Here is a 15054-nt window from a genome sequence, read left to right on the forward strand (position 1 = left end):
CTTTACAAGTTTATCTTCACAGTATGAAAAATTCAGATTGTCTTAGTGAACCGCCGTATACCGAACGGTACGTACGGTGGTGTGAGAGGCCGGTAGATAAATTAATTATCTACCTCCTACTCTATATTTCTATTTTTTTATTTAATAATTCCACTAATAGATCTACAGAAGCATTTATATCTTTTTTTGAAGCTACTTCACTTGAACTATGTATATATCTAGTTGGTATTGAAATAACTCCAGAAGGTACCCCTTCTCTAGTTAAATGTATAGCACCTGAATCTGTACCTCCAAATTCAAGAACTTCCATCTGATAGTTTATATTATTTTCTTTAGCAGTATTAACCATTAGTTCTTTAACTTTAGGATGAACTAGTATTGAATTATCTTTAACCTTTATAGCAGTCCCTTTATCTAATCCCACTGCGAATCTTCTAGCCTTAGGAGTATCTCCAGTACCTGTTACGTCTATAGCTATACCCACATCTGGATTAACTCCATATGCAGAAGTTCTAGCTCCCCTAAGACCTAATTCTTCTTGAACTGTAAAAACAAAATAAATATCATTTTCACTATTCTTCAATCTTTTCATGGCTTCGATCATCACATAACATCCAACTCTATCATCTAAAGCCCTAGTCATTACCCTATTATCATCTTCATGATATTCAGTATTATATACACAAACATCTCCAATATTAACTTTTTGCTCTGCTTCTTCTTTACTTGTAGCACCAATATCTATAAATAAATTTTCAAGTTTTAATTTACTGATATCGTCAATTTTTTCAACATGAATTATTCCCACTGTACCATTTTCAAATATAATTCTTTGATTTAGTGATATATGGGGAGAAATTCCACCAACATTGGTAAATCTAACAAAACCCTTTTCATCTATATCAGTAACCATCATTCCTATTTGGTCCATGTGTCCTGCAATCATTATTTTCTTTCCATTTCCTTTTTTTCTTGCTATAAGGTTTCCTAGAGCATCTACTTTGATTTCGTCCACATATTCCTTTATTTCCTCTTTGATAACTTCTTTAATTTCCATTTCATTCCCTGATGGAGAATATGCATCAACTAATTTTTTTAGTAGTTTACCATTAAAATCCATTAACAAATACCTCCCTTTTCTATTCTCTCTATAATTGCTTTTAATAGTTTTTTTGCATTTTCATAATCATTTTTATTCATAACACTTACTGGTGAATGTATATATCTACAAGGTACAGATATTGTAGCACTTATAGCTCCTTCCTTTGCCATATGTATTTTCCCTGAATCATTTCCACCAAATGTTGTTCTTCTAAATTGATATGGAATATTATTTTCTTTTGCCACTTCTACTATTATATCCCTAAAATTTTTATTAAAATAAGTAGTTCTATCCATAAGGGATATTGCAGGTCCTTTTCCCAACTCAGTAGCCAATAAGTGACTATCCACATCAGGTACATCGGAACATGTTGTACCTTCTAAAATAATAGCTATATCAGGGTCAATAGTATAACCAGCAGGTCCAGCTCCCACAAGGCCCACTTCTTCCATTACTGTAAATGCAGCATGAATGGATATATTAGTATCAGATTTTAATAGTTCTATTAATGCTCCACAGCCAACTCTATCATCTAATCCTTTAGCCTTAACAAGGTCTTTACCAAATTCAACATAATTACTATCAAAAGCTATATAATCTCCTATTTTTACAACCTTTTCTGCTTGTTTTTTATTATCAACACCTATATCTATATATAACTGATTCATCTGTAATGCCTTCTTACGTTCCCCTTTTTTTTGGAGATGAATAGGCTTAGCCCCGATTACTCCCGGTATATTATCTTTTCCAATTTTAACTGTCTTAGAAACCAGTATTCTTTGGTCTAGACCTCCCACAGCAGTAAACTTTATTAGTCCACTTTCTTGAATACCAGTAACAATTAATCCTACTTCATCCATATGGGCAGCTACCATAACTTTAGGGGCATCTACTTTACCCTTTTTATGGGCAATTATATTACCTATTCGGTCAACTTCTATATCGTCTACATAATCTTTTATTTCTTCTATAATTAAATTTCTCACTTCTTTTTCATTACCAGATAAGCCATTAGTCTCAGTTAATCTTTTTAGTAACATAGTAATCCCTCCAAATTCTCATCTGAAATACATGCTATAAATCTAGCTAATAATTTAGCTGAACTCTTAATATCTTCCATGTTAATCGTTTCAACTGAGGTATGCATATATCTTAATGGTAATGATAATAACAACGAAGGTACTCCACTTCTAGTTATTTGGATGGATCTAGCATCTGTTCCAGTCGGCCCCGGTGCAACTTCATATTGAAATGGTATATTATATTCTTTAGCTACATCAGTTAGTTTTTCCCTTAATGTAGGATGTATGTTTCCTCCTATAGCAATGCCTGGACCTTTGCCCATATCTAAAACATGTTCTTTAGGTAATTCTGGAGTAGCACCGAACCCCACGTCTATGGCAATACCTATATCAGGATTGATTTTATAAGTACTAGTCATTGCTCCCCTTGTACCCACTTCCTCTTGTACTGTTGAGACAAAGTATACATCTGCTGTATGTTTAAGTTTAGCTAATTCTTTAGCACATTCAAAAATTGTGGCAACTCCTGCTCTATCATCTAGAGCCTTTCCAGCTACAGAACTTCCCTGTAAATCTATAAAGTCCCTCTTTATAGTTATTATATCTCCAATAGTTATCACTTCTTCTACTTCTTCCTTTGTAAGACCTACATCTATTGTTAGATCTTCCATTTTTATTGCCTTTCCTTTTTCATCTGCATCTTGTAAATGGGGAGGCTTAGCTCCAATCACACCATAAATATCTTTTTTACCGTGAACTATTACTTCTTGAGCTAAAAGAGTCCTTGAATCTATTCCTCCTACATTGGTAAATCTCAAAAAACCTGAATCTTCAATATCTTTTACCATTAAACCTATTTCGTCCATATGAGCTGCTAACATAATTTTTATATTATTCTCATTATTCTTTCCACGTTTTATAGCAATAACGTTTCCTAATTTGTCAGTGGATACTTCATCAGTTAATGGTTTAAATCCATCAATAACTGCATTTGAGATAGTATGCTCATATCCTGAAACTCCTACTCCATTACACAATTTTTTTAAGAATGATTTAGTGTCCAAAAAAATTCCTCCTTTCCATTGTATGTACATATTATAACATAAACTCTTTCGTTTCTCTAAATTTTATTTAAATATTTATAACATTCTTTTATTTTAACCCTTCATTTTTCTTTTTATAAAAAAAAGTTTTTTCTGCAATAAAGTTATATCTATCTGGCAAGATAATTTGTTCTGTACTGCCTACAAATAATAGTCCTTTATTATTTAATGATTGATGAAATTTTTTATAAATCTTATCTTTAGCCTCTTCTGTAAAATATATAAGGACATTTCTGCATACTACTAGATCATTACCTTGGGGATACTTATCAGCCAATAAGTTCATTTTTCTAAATTCTACACAATTTTTTATTTCATCATTAATTTTATAGGAATTACCTACTTTTTCAAAAAAATCTTTTTTAAAGTTATTAGGTAGATTTTGAAGACTTTTTTCATTATAGATTCCTAATTTGGCTTTACTAATGGCCTCCATGTCTATATCAGTAGCTATAACTTTAATTTTCTTCATTGGAAGGAACTTGCTTAAAAGCATTACCAATGAATAGGGTTCTTCACCGGTAGAACAAGCACTACTCCAAATTTTCAAATTATTTTTGGTTTGTAACATATTTTCAACAAAGCCCTCTAATACTTTCCATTGATTAGGATTTCTATAAAATTCAGAAACATTAATTGTAAGGTAGTTTATAAATTCCTCCAATAATTTTTTATCACTTTTTATTCCAGTGAAATAGTCATTAAAATCGTTAAAGTTATTTCTAGTAAGTAATGAGTTTATTCTTCGCTTCATTTGTTTTTCTTTATAGCACGATAGATCAATCCCTAGAAGCTTGTACACGTCTTTTTTAAATTTTTCATATTTTTCCATATAGTTTTCCTCTCCCATATAAATAGTTTATTTTTTACTACAGTGTATATACCTTATATTTTAGCATAAAAAAAATGGTTATGACAATATTGTCATAACCAAAATGTAAAGGGGGTCTTGATGTATTTTGTGAGGTCATTATTATTATTTACAAAATTAAAAAAAATATACTAAAATAAAAGAACAATAAAAGGCAATTGCCTTTTATTGTTCTTTTATAATATCACCTATTGTAACTTCATCATTATCTCCATTAGTTTCTTCTTTAGTTTCTGAATCATTATTTTCTTTATCTACTTCTTTCATACTTAGACTTAATCTTTCTTCATCTTCATCAATCTCTATAATTTTAACTTTTACAGAATCTCCTTTTGCTAACTTATCGGAAGGTTTAGCAATATGGTCATCAGATATCTGTGATATATGAACAAGTCCATCTAATCCGGGCTCTAACTCTACAAAAGCTCCAAAGTCTACTAAGTTAACTACTTTACCCTCTGATACATCACCAACCTTGTATTTGTCAGAGATATTTTTCCAAGGATGTTCAATCGTTTGTTTTAAGCCCAATGATATTTTGCCTTTTTCTTTATCAAAGTCTAGTACTATTACATTAACTTTATCTTCTTCCTTTACCACTTCTCTAGGATGGTCAATTCTACCCCATGATAAATCTGAAATATGAATTAAACCATCCACTCCACCAATATCAACAAAGGCTCCAAAATTAGTTAGTCTTTTTACTATTCCTACTATTTCTTTACCCTTTTCTAGAGAGTTCCATAATCTTTCTCTTTTTTCTTTAACTTCTTTTTCTTCAAGAACCTTTCTAGATAATATAATTCTTCTTTTATTTTTATCTAACTCAATAACTTTAACATCCATAACTTTATCTATGAACTCATTTAAATCCTTTACATAGCTAGTTGATAAGTGGGATGCAGGTATAAAACCTCTAATATCATTAACTAAGGCAATTACTCCACCTTTTACAGCTTCTATAATCTTAGCAGATATTTTTTCTTCATTATTATATATATCTTCTAATTTATCTAAGTTCTTCTTATCATCAACCTTCTTCTTAGAAAGAACTACATTTCCATCTCCATCATCTAAACTATATATATATACTTCTATTTCATCCCCTTCAGATAGGATATCTTCGGGTGATACATCAGGATCATTAGATAATTGATCTCTTTTTATAATACCGTCGGATTTATATCCTAAATTCACCATAACCTCATCTCTATTTATTGAAATTACAGTTCCCTTCACTACATCTCCTTTGTTTAATTCCACCATTGAATTTTCAATGGCCTCCATCATTTCATTCATATTGTTGTCATTATTCATTTTATCTATTACCTCCTTGATTATCCATTCAGGTGTTGATGCCCCTGCTGTTACACCTATAACCTTAAATTTCTTTATTTCAGATATAGGGATTTCTTCAGCAGTCTCAACATGATAAGTATTTCTACAATATTTTTTGCTAATATCCACAAGTTTTTGAGTGTTAGAACTATGATAACCTCCTATAACAATCATGGCATCCACATGTTTAGCTAAGTTTTCACAAGATTGCTGTCTTAATCTAGTAGCATTACATATAGTATTAAAAACTTCTACATGCTCACCCATAGGTTCAATTAATTTTGTAAAATAATTGAACTTTTCTTGTGTTATTGTAGTTTGTGCCACAATACATATTTTATCACACTTTGGTATATCTTCAATATCTTCTTTTGAATTAACAATATAAGCATTGTTTTCACACCAGCCATTTATACCTATAACCTCTGGATGATCTCTTTTTCCTATAATTACTATTGCATAACCCTTATTATAATATTCGTGGGCTTTTTTTTGAATATTCCTAACAAAGGGACAGGTACAATCCACCAAGCTTACATTATTTTTTTTTGCAATGTCATAAGTGTTAAGAGGTATGCCATGGGATCTAATTACTACATTTTTATTATTTATTTTGTCTATATTATTTATAATTTCCAATCCTTTATTTTTAAGTCTATTAGTTTCTTGTTTGTTATGGATAAGAGGACCTAGAGAATAAATATTGCCATTATTCTCTTTTATTTTTTCTAGTGTAGTATCTATGGCCTGCCTAACACCAAAACAGAATCCTGAATTATCAGCTACAATAATCTTCAATACTATTCCTCCTGAACTATTTTAAATTATATAATTCTTTCATAATTCTTGTACTAAGTTCTTTATACTCTTTCATACCTAACTTTTTACCATAAAAGTCATTAAAGTATAATGGTTTACCTATATTTACCTTTACTTTTTTAAATTTCTTATATTCAGTATCTATATAAACTGGAATAACCGGGGCCTTACTTTTTATAGCTATCATCGCTATACCAGGTTTTACATCAGAAGTGTTTTCTTCCTTTACCCTTGTCCCCTCTGGAAATATACCTAATAACTCTTCTTTTTTTAAAATTTTTAAAGAGTTTTTTATAGAAGACAAATCAGCACCATCTCTATTTACAGGAAAAGCTCCCAACTTAGTGAGTATAAATCTTAAAATTTTATTTTTAAATAATTGCCTTTTAGCCATAAAATTAATTTGTCTATCTATAGATATCCCTAAAAATATAGGATCTCTCATACTTATGTGGTTAGAGCAAATAATACCCTTTCCCTGGGGTATGTTTTCGGAACCGTTAATTTCTAATTTGAAAAGGTTTGTATATATTAATGAAACAACTTTTGTTGCAAATTTATAGAAAGTCATTTATTGCCTCCCATTAATATGTTTATAAATTTGAGATACTGACTCTTCGATATTTAGATTTGTAGTGTCTATTTTTATTGCATCTTCAGCCTGTACTAAAGGTGTTACCTCCCTGTTACTATCTATATAATCTCTATTTCTAATCTCATCAATAATTTTTTCTAATGCGACATTGGTATTGGGATTTTTTTCTTTTATTTCTTTGTATCTCCTTTTTCCTCTTTCTTCAACAGTTGCAGTAATGTAAAACTTGTATTTTGCATTTGGTAAAACATGGGACCCTATATCTCTACCATCCATAATTACATCTTTTTCGTTAGATATTTTTCGTTGGATTTTTACTAGCCACTGTCTGACTTCTTTTATTTTCGCTATATAGGATACATTATTACTAATTTTATTATCCCGTATTTCTTTGTCAACTATTTTTTTATCCAAATATATATGATTATTTCTAAAATCTATTTCTGTGTTATCCAGTATATCTAGTATTTGGGTTTCATCATTTAAGTTAATCCCTTTTTTTATCACCTTTAGAGTTAATGCTCTATACATAGCCCCAGTATCTATATAGTTTATATTTAGTGTTTCAGCTAGTTTTTTTGCTATAGTACTTTTTCCAGCCCCTGCTGGTCCATCAATTGCAATTGTTAAATTATCCATCTAAATAAGTAACCTCCTAAAAATATCTTTAGTCATCCTATATATAATCATATACGATGACTGAAAAGGAACTATGTTAAATCAGGTCTTAAAATTTCCGCCTCTTTTAAATATGTATGTTTTATTTCTGATTGGCTTTTATAACTATTTAATAGTATAGTTACCCTTATACATTTCATTAAACTATTTGGCACAAACATTTCTTGAAAACACATAAGACTACAATTAGTAAAACCTATATCCCTTGCAGCTTCTGCAGGGTATATAGCATCTAAATCCTTTGTTGCTGAAAAAAATATACTTATAACTTCTTCCTTAGATATATTATTTCTTTCAACTAATTCTATTAAAAGCTGTTTACTATTGTTTATAATACTTTCTTTTGTATTTTCTTCTGCAGTTATAGCTCCTCTTATAGACAATATATTCATGCTACCACCACTTTCCTGTAATAATTATATATTATATTGTCTTATTACTCAAGTTCATTTTAACTTTACTTTACCTATAACCTCAATGCTTTTAGAAGTAATCACTTTAGAATTTAATTTTGGTAGTTCAATATTTTTACTTACACCTACAATTTTAACACCTATTTTATCTAAATACTTACTTCCATTGACTTCTATGATATCATCACTGGAAACAAAAAATTCAACTTCATCATTTTCACTAAAATCCCCTATTACTTTTCCATTTTTTAAAATTTCTACATCCTTATATCTATCATTTAATAATTTAATAATAAGCTTGCCCTTTTCCGTTGTTTCCTTTATTCCATATTGTTGATTATCAAAAAAAACAGAAATTGTATTTTTATTTGATATAAACTGAAAACTAATTAATAATATTATACTCACTAGACATATTTTTAGCAATATAGACTCAAATTTTTTGAATATAAAGTTATATTTATTCATTTTTATTCCCCCTTAAACTATTAGTGTCAATTGGTTATATATAGATATGTTATGCATAAAAACAAAAAAAATGTGTCCCAAGGAACACATTTTTTTAGCAATTAACACCTGCTAAATATCCTGTAGAGTATGCTATTTGTAAGTTAAAACCTCCCGTTAATGCATCAACATCAATAACTTCTCCGGCAAAGTACATACCTTTAATAAGTTTTGATTCCATTGTAGAAGGATTAATTTCCTTCACTGATATCCCTCCAGAAGTGACTATAGCCTCATTTATAGGTCTAAACCTATCGAAAGTCATCTCTAAATTTTTCAATATATTAAGTAGATTTTTTCTTTCGGTTTTAGTTATTTGATTAACAAATTTATCTTCGTCAATTTCAGAAAGTTTTATTATTATCGGTATAATTTTTTTAGGAAGTAAGTCGTTTAATGAGTTTTTAAATTGTTTTCTTGAATATTTTTCAAAGTCTCTTATTATTCTATTCTCCAATTGCTTATCATCTAAAGCAGGTTTTAGGTCTATGGAAATCTTTATAGTATTATTTCTATAATCATTTATATAGTTACTCATAGTTAATACTAAGGGACCTGATATCCCAAAATGGGTAAAAAGCATTTCTCCAAAGTCTTCAAAAACCTTTTTCCCATTTACATATGTAGTAACAGTTATATTTTTAAGGGCTAATCCCTGTAGTTCCTTAACCCAAGCTTCCTTTATTTCGCAAGGGGCTAATGCTGGTTTTATTTCTTTTATTTCATGTCCAAAGTTTTTAGCAAAGGTATATCCATCACCAGTTGAACCAGTCTGCTTATAACTGACACCACCAGTTGCTATAATGACCTTATCAAAGGTCTCTATAGTTGAGTCTTTAAAATTAATAATAAAAGATTTATCTGTTTTTTCTATTTGAGTAACTTCTTTATTAAGATTAATTTTGACCTTATTATCAATCATATATTTCTCTAAAGCCTTTATGACATCGCTGGATTTATTACTTTTAGGAAAAACTCTATTTCCCCTTTCAACTTTAGTTTCTACTCCATATCGATTTAATATATCTATTATATTTTTGTTCGTAAAACTATAAAATCCACTGTATAAGAAATCTTTGTTAGAGACAACATTATTAATTAAATCTTCAATATCACAATTATTAGTGATATTACATCTTCCTTTACCTGTGATAAAAAGTTTTTTTCCCAGTTTATCATTTTTTTCAAATAAATAAACTTCTTTTCCTCTATTAGATGCAGTGGCTGCTGCTATCATCCCTGCAGGACCACCTCCTATTACTGCTACTTTTTTTATCATTTTATACCTCCTATATCAATTTTTCTTTATTCACTACTGATATGACTAGTATCATTTAAAACCCTTATAACCGGTGAATATTCTGTAAAATCGATTATTGTTAAGCCCACATTACTTATGGTAAGTTTATTATAATTACTTATATCTATACCTAATATACCTAATATTAAAGCTTTAATTGTTGAACCATGGGATACTAGTAATACATTTTTACACTTATGCTTTTTTTTCAGCTCATTGATACTGCTTAATACCCTTTCTTGAACTTGAATTAGAGATTCTGCTCCTTCAATTTTAGCATTATGGGGTTTAGTTTTCCATATATAATGCTCCTCATAAAATTTAGATTGTATATCATCAATTGTTAAGCCTTGCCAGTGACCAAAATTTTTTTCCCTTAAACCATTTAATTTATTTACCTTTACATTAAGTTTTTTTCCTATTATCTCTGCAGTTTTATATGCTCTATTTAGGTCACTACTATATATGTAATCTACCTTATAGTCCTTTAATCTATTTGAAACTTTATAAGCTTGATTTAAACCTTCTTCTGTTAAGTCGGTATTAGTATTTCCTTGAACCCTTTTCTCTATGTTCCATTTTGTTTGTCCATGTCTAACTAAAAAAAGTCTTTTCATATTTGAACCTCCAAAGTTTTATAATGATTTATTTTTTATTATATAATTTTTTTATTTTTTTTAAAAGGTTTGTCATTTATGATAAGGTTTATTATGATACTTGGTGCCATAATAAATAAAACGATGGCTTAAAAGCCATCGTTTTATCCTAAGTAATTAGGTTTATTTTTTTCATCATATATATTATATTCTTCCCATATATTTTCTAATTTAGTTAAATAATGTTTAATCTCATTCTTCTCTCGCATACCTATAGCTACAATTAATGCATTAATAAGACTCATTGGTGCCACTAAGGAGTCCACAAAAGTCAACATATTACTCTTTGAAGTAAGGGTATAGTCCGCCAGGTTTGCTATAGGAGACATATAACTATCAGTTATACCTACAATCTTACACTCTTGTTTTTTCACATAATTTAATGCCTCTAAAGTTTTTCTAGAATATCTAGGATACCCTATCCCTATAACTAAATCTTCCTTAGAAACCCTTAATAATTGCTCAAATACATCACTCATACCAAAACTTACTACTTTTACATTATCTAATATAAGATCTAAATAGAAACCTAAATAACCAGCTAATGAAGCAGAACTTCTTAAGCCTATTATATATATTCTCTTAGCACTAAATATACTATCTATAACTCTTTGAAAGATATCCATATCTATGTCATCTATAGTAGTTCTAATATTATCCATATCAGCTTTTAAGACCTTTTTTAGTAACATTTTTTTATCGGTAAAGTCATCAGACATACCTAATCTTTGAACAGTGGTTAATTTATTTTTAATTAACTCCTGTAGTGATTTTTGTAAGCTAGGGTATCCGGAAAATCCTAAGGCATTTGCGAATCTAACAACTGTGGATTCACTAACTCCAACCATTTCTCCTAGCTTAGAGGCAGTCATAAAAGCAGCCTTATCATAGTAGGACATAATATATTCTGCAATAAGTTTCTGTCCTTTACTTAGCTTATTAAAATTTATTTGTATTAACTTTATTAAATCCTGTTTATTGTCCTCCATAATAAAACCATTCCTTTTATTATTTAACTAAGCTAAAGCCCTCTTTTAATGCATTTTCATTTATTTCCTCTGTTCCGCTGGGAACCCTATTTAATACGGCCTTTTCCAATGTTTCTCTATTAACTATGTCCGTGATTTCTCTGACAACACCAAGGGCTACAATATTGGCAACCATTGGTTTCTTTAATTTCTCATAGGCAGTATCTAATATAGGTAAAGAATATACCTTTATATCATCTCTATTAGGTGCTTTAACTCTACTATCTATTATTAGTATACCATTTTCCTTCAAATTTTCAACATACTTATCACAAGCCACTTGGGTTAATGACAATAGTATATCACAATTTCTAACCTTTGGATAATTAATTTCATTTTCGCTTATTATCACTTCTGCTTTACTAGCTCCACCTCTTGCTTCCGGTCCATATGATTGAGATTGAACAGCATTTTTACCTTGTAATAATGCTGCTTCTGCAAGTATAATTCCACCTAATATTAATCCCTGTCCACCTGAACCACTCAATCTAATTTCACACTGATTAGACATAATATCTCCCCTTTTAATATCTATCAATTATTTTTTGATATTCTTCTGTATATTCCGGTTCTGGATTTTTGTAAAATTCTCCAATAAGCGTTTTACCTTCTACCTTTTCCTTTGGAAGCTTTTCTGCTGCTTTAACATTAACCGTACCTTCTTTTAGATATTTCATCATTTCAACAGCATTACCTTTTTTATTCTTTCTTCCATAGTATGTTGGGCAAACACTTACAGCCTCAACAAATGAAAAACCTTTATTCTCTATTCCTGCTTTAACTTGTTTTTTTATCATATTAGCATGATATGCAGTGGATCTAGCTACATAAGTAGAGCCTGCTGCTTTAGCTAAATTACACAAATCAAAATTCCTATCTATATTACCATATGGTGCAGTAGTTCCCCTATCACCGGTTGGAGTAGTTGGTGAATATTGTCCCCCTGTCATACCATAAATATTATTATTAAATACAACAGTTGTTATATCGATATTTCTTCTTGCAGCATGTATAAGGTGATTACCTCCAATAGCTGCACAGTCACCATCTCCAGATATCACTATAACCTTTAAATTAGGATTTGCCATCTTTACTCCTGTAGCAAATGCTAAGGCCCTACCATGGGTTGTATGAAGGGTGTTAAAGTCCATATAACCAGGCGCTCTAGAAGAACAACCTATTCCAGATACTATACATACATCATCCTTATTATATCCTAACTCATCGATTGCATCTGTGATTGATTTCATTATAATTCCATGACCACATCCAGGACACCAAATATGTGGAAGTTTATCATCTCTAAAATATTTTTCAATTATTTTACTAGACACTTTTTAGACCTCCTTAATTTTGGCAAGTATTTCATCTGGAGTAATTAATTCTCCATTGGCTTTGCCAACTCTATATACATCAACATGCCTATTGCAAACCCTTTCAACTTCAAGAGCATACTGGCCTAAGTTCATTTCTGCTACGATCATTTTATTTGCTTTTTTAGATATCTCTTCTATTTGTTCCGATAGAAAAGGCCATATAGTCATAGGTCTAAATAATCCTACTTTTAATCCCTCTTCCCTTGCCATATCTACAGCACTTTTAGCTGACCTTGCAGTACTTCCATATGATATTATTATAGTTTCAGCATCCTCTGTCTTATATTCTTCATACATACCTATATCATCTATATTGTCATCTATTTTTCTCATTAATCTATCAAGTAGTTTTTCTGCTACTTCAGAATCATTACTTGGGAAACCAGTTTCATCATGAACTAATCCAGTTACATGAAATCGATATCCTTCGCCATATGCAGCCATTTTCGGTACCAATTGACCTTCTTTTACTCCATATGGATTATATTTATCTAATCCCTTTTCGGGTTTCATTCTATCTATAACTTCAATTTCACTTGGATCGGGAATCTCTATTTTTTCCCTCATATGGCCAATAACCTCATCAGTTAATAATACTACAGGAACTCTGTATTTTTCTGCTATATTAAATGCCTTTACAGTTAAATCAAAAGTTTCCCTAACAGATGATGGCGATAATGCTACAATGGGATGATCTCCATGGGTTCCCCATCTAGCTTGCATAACATCACCTTGGGCTGGAGAAGTTGGTAATCCAGTACTTGGACCTCCTCTTTGTACATTAACTATTACACAAGGAATCTCTGCCAATGATGCATATCCCAAGTTTTCTTGCTTTAATGAAAATCCAGGTCCACTTGTGGCTGTCATTGACTTAAGTCCTGCCAATGATCCCCCGATAACTGCTGCCATACCAGCAATTTCATCTTCCATCTGAATAAATCTACCTCCGACTTTCGGTAGTCTTAAAGATGAAATCTCCGCAACCTCAGTTGATGGAGTTATTGGGTAGCCCGCAAAAAATCTCATTCCTGCAGCTAGGGCGCCTTCCACACATGCTTCGTTGCCTTGCATCAGTTTTACTTTTTTATTTGTCATCTTTTTTACCTCCTAAATATATAGCATAATCAGGGCATCTAAGTTCACATTGACCACATTCTATACATGATTCAATGTCCTTGATATTAATTTTCCCTTCTTTTAGCTCTAATACATTCTTTGGACAAAAAGCTACACATATGCCGCACCCTTTACACCAATCAGGTTTTACTACAAGTTTATTGTCTTCTTTTTCAGTGACCACTTTTAAAAAGCCCCCTTTAAAATTGTTAAATTATTCTACAGCTCAATAATAACAGAATGTTATTGGTTTTGCAATTTTTATTTCATAATTTTAAATATTTATCAAATTTTGCAAGATTGATTTCATATTATGCAAAATATTTATCTGATTAAAGTACTTTTAATCAAAATTCCACTTTTTCATTCTCTCAATTAAATCATAATCTGTCAAATCAAAATGCAGTGGTGTTATTGAGACAAATCCCTCTTTAATGGCTTCAACATCGCTTACATCTTTATTTTCTAACTCAATTAAACTTCCCGCTAACCAATAATAATTTTTTCCCATAGGATCTTCTCTTTTTACAAAGCTATTATTATACCTTCTATTTCCTAATTCAGTCAATTTAATTCCCTTTATATCCTTATAACCTATAGATGGAATATTGGCATTTAAAATTATACTTTCTTGTTCTTTATTATCTAATATTAATCTAGCCAATTTGCAAGAATAAGATGCTGCCCCTTCATAGTTAATTTCCCCTTTTATTCCTGCTATTGACATAGCCAAAGATGGTATTCCATGAATAGCGCCTTCTATAGCAGCAGATACTGTTCCTGAATATATAACATCAGTACCAAGATTAGGTCCATTATTTATACCGGAAACAACTAAATCCGGCTTATTCGCCATTATAGTCTCTATACCTATCTTAACACAATCACTTGGTGTACCACTTATGCTCCATGCTTCTATATCATCGGGAAAATCAGTTGCTTTATCAACCCTTAAAGGCTGATGCATGGTTATGGCATGTCCTGTGGCACTTCGCTCTCTATCGGGAGCTATTACGATGACCTTTGCTATTTTTTTTAAACTTTTAGCTAATTTTTTTATTCCAATGGCATTTATACCATCATCGTTTGTAACTAATATATTCAAATATAACATCTCCTTAATATAT

Annotated in this window: 17 protein-coding genes; all 17 read right to left on the reverse strand. The window is 30.5% G+C overall.

The annotated features are described in order from the left end of the window. Positions 1-121: 121 nt before the first annotated feature. Positions 122-1120, reverse strand: a complete 999-nt coding sequence (locus V6137_RS14405) for a M42 family metallopeptidase (RefSeq protein WP_425448653.1) — start codon at positions 1118-1120, stop codon at positions 122-124. Next, a complete protein-coding gene (locus V6137_RS14410) occupies positions 1120-2142 on the reverse strand; it encodes a M42 family metallopeptidase (RefSeq protein ID WP_425448654.1) in 1023 nt (340 codons plus the stop codon). Before V6137_RS14410 ends, V6137_RS14405 begins: the two co-directional genes overlap by 1 nt. Next, positions 2133-3188 (reverse strand): M42 family metallopeptidase, encoded by a 1056-nt coding sequence (locus V6137_RS14415; protein WP_425448655.1) that lies wholly within the window; start codon positions 3186-3188, stop codon positions 2133-2135. The genes V6137_RS14410 and V6137_RS14415 overlap by 10 nt, the downstream gene beginning before the upstream one ends. 88 nt (positions 3189-3276) lie before the next feature. Next, positions 3277-4059, reverse strand: coding sequence for a CheR family methyltransferase (locus tag V6137_RS14420; protein WP_425448656.1), 783 nt, complete (start codon positions 4057-4059; stop codon positions 3277-3279). A gap of 204 nt (positions 4060-4263) precedes the next feature. After that, entirely contained in the window at positions 4264-6234 is a 1971-nt protein-coding gene (locus V6137_RS14425) for a bifunctional 4-hydroxy-3-methylbut-2-enyl diphosphate reductase/30S ribosomal protein S1 (RefSeq protein ID WP_425448657.1), read from the reverse strand. A 16-nt stretch (positions 6235-6250) separates the two neighbouring features. Continuing rightward, entirely contained in the window at positions 6251-6826 is a 576-nt protein-coding gene (locus V6137_RS14430) for a lysophospholipid acyltransferase family protein (protein WP_425448658.1), read from the reverse strand. Next, the gene (cmk, locus tag V6137_RS14435; protein WP_425448659.1) at positions 6827-7489 is read right to left on the reverse strand and encodes a (d)CMP kinase; all 663 of its coding nucleotides are present in this window, start codon (positions 7487-7489) and stop codon (positions 6827-6829) included. It lies immediately after the preceding gene. Positions 7490-7560: 71 nt separating this feature from the next. Then, positions 7561-7920 (reverse strand): chorismate mutase, encoded by a 360-nt coding sequence (aroH, locus tag V6137_RS14440; RefSeq protein ID WP_425448660.1) that lies wholly within the window; start codon positions 7918-7920, stop codon positions 7561-7563. Between the two features lie 54 nt (positions 7921-7974). After that, entirely contained in the window at positions 7975-8409 is a 435-nt protein-coding gene (locus tag V6137_RS14445) for a hypothetical protein (protein WP_425448661.1), read from the reverse strand. A 94-nt stretch (positions 8410-8503) separates the two neighbouring features. Continuing rightward, positions 8504-9727 (reverse strand): BaiN/RdsA family NAD(P)/FAD-dependent oxidoreductase, encoded by a 1224-nt coding sequence (locus tag V6137_RS14450; protein WP_425448662.1) that lies wholly within the window; start codon positions 9725-9727, stop codon positions 8504-8506. 26 nt (positions 9728-9753) lie between these two features. Further along, positions 9754-10365: a histidine phosphatase family protein gene (locus V6137_RS14455; protein ID WP_425448663.1), complete on the reverse strand. Its 612-nt coding sequence runs from the start codon at positions 10363-10365 to the stop codon at positions 9754-9756. Between the two features lie 143 nt (positions 10366-10508). After that, positions 10509-11393, reverse strand: a complete 885-nt coding sequence (locus V6137_RS14460) for a MurR/RpiR family transcriptional regulator (RefSeq protein ID WP_425448664.1) — start codon at positions 11391-11393, stop codon at positions 10509-10511. Between the two features lie 19 nt (positions 11394-11412). Next, a complete protein-coding gene (locus V6137_RS14465; protein WP_425448665.1) occupies positions 11413-11943 on the reverse strand; it encodes a 2-oxoacid:acceptor oxidoreductase family protein in 531 nt (176 codons plus the stop codon). 13 nt (positions 11944-11956) lie between these two features. Beyond that, on the reverse strand, positions 11957-12766 hold the full coding sequence (locus tag V6137_RS14470) for a 2-oxoacid:ferredoxin oxidoreductase subunit beta (protein ID WP_425448666.1): 810 nt from the start codon (positions 12764-12766) through the stop codon (positions 11957-11959). 3 nt (positions 12767-12769) lie between these two features. Continuing rightward, complete coding sequence (locus V6137_RS14475; protein ID WP_425448667.1) at positions 12770-13906, reverse strand: 2-oxoacid:acceptor oxidoreductase subunit alpha; 1137 nt, start codon at positions 13904-13906, stop codon at positions 12770-12772. Beyond that, on the reverse strand, positions 13896-14111 hold the full coding sequence (locus V6137_RS14480) for a 4Fe-4S binding protein (RefSeq protein ID WP_425448668.1): 216 nt from the start codon (positions 14109-14111) through the stop codon (positions 13896-13898). Before V6137_RS14480 ends, V6137_RS14475 begins: the two co-directional genes overlap by 11 nt. A 159-nt stretch (positions 14112-14270) precedes the next feature. Then, positions 14271-15041 carry a 5'/3'-nucleotidase SurE gene (surE, locus tag V6137_RS14485; protein WP_425448669.1) on the reverse strand — a complete coding sequence of 257 codons (771 nt, stop codon included), beginning with the start codon at positions 15039-15041 and terminating at the stop codon, positions 14271-14273. Positions 15042-15054 lie beyond the last annotated feature (13 nt).

This window comes from Dethiothermospora halolimnae, assembly GCF_037577855.1.
Lineage (GTDB): Bacteria > Bacillota > Clostridia > Tissierellales > VENL01 > Dethiothermospora > Dethiothermospora halolimnae.

Bases quoted from the DNA above. Each gene is read 5' to 3' on its own strand.
- V6137_RS14405 (WP_425448653.1), bottom strand. From the start codon at position 1,120: ATGGATTTTAATGGTAAACTACTAAAAAAATTAGTTGATGCATATTCT.
- V6137_RS14410 (WP_425448654.1), bottom strand. From the start codon at position 2,142: ATGTTACTAAAAAGATTAACTGAGACTAATGGCTTATCTGGTAATGAA.
- V6137_RS14420 (WP_425448656.1), bottom strand. From the start codon at position 4,059: ATGGAAAAATATGAAAAATTTAAAAAAGACGTGTACAAGCTTCTAGGG.
- V6137_RS14430 (WP_425448658.1), bottom strand. From the start codon at position 6,826: ATGACTTTCTATAAATTTGCAACAAAAGTTGTTTCATTAATATATACA.
- cmk (WP_425448659.1), bottom strand. From the start codon at position 7,489: ATGGATAATTTAACAATTGCAATTGATGGACCAGCAGGGGCTGGAAAA.
- aroH (WP_425448660.1), bottom strand. From the start codon at position 7,920: ATGAATATATTGTCTATAAGAGGAGCTATAACTGCAGAAGAAAATACA.
- V6137_RS14445 (WP_425448661.1), bottom strand. From the start codon at position 8,409: ATGAATAAATATAACTTTATATTCAAAAAATTTGAGTCTATATTGCTA.
- V6137_RS14450 (WP_425448662.1), bottom strand. From the start codon at position 9,727: ATGATAAAAAAAGTAGCAGTAATAGGAGGTGGTCCTGCAGGGATGATA.
- V6137_RS14455 (WP_425448663.1), bottom strand. From the start codon at position 10,365: ATGAAAAGACTTTTTTTAGTTAGACATGGACAAACAAAATGGAACATA.
- V6137_RS14460 (WP_425448664.1), bottom strand. From the start codon at position 11,393: ATGGAGGACAATAAACAGGATTTAATAAAGTTAATACAAATAAATTTT.
- V6137_RS14465 (WP_425448665.1), bottom strand. From the start codon at position 11,943: ATGTCTAATCAGTGTGAAATTAGATTGAGTGGTTCAGGTGGACAGGGA.
- V6137_RS14475 (WP_425448667.1), bottom strand. From the start codon at position 13,906: ATGACAAATAAAAAAGTAAAACTGATGCAAGGCAACGAAGCATGTGTG.
- surE (WP_425448669.1), bottom strand. From the start codon at position 15,041: ATGTTATATTTGAATATATTAGTTACAAACGATGATGGTATAAATGCC.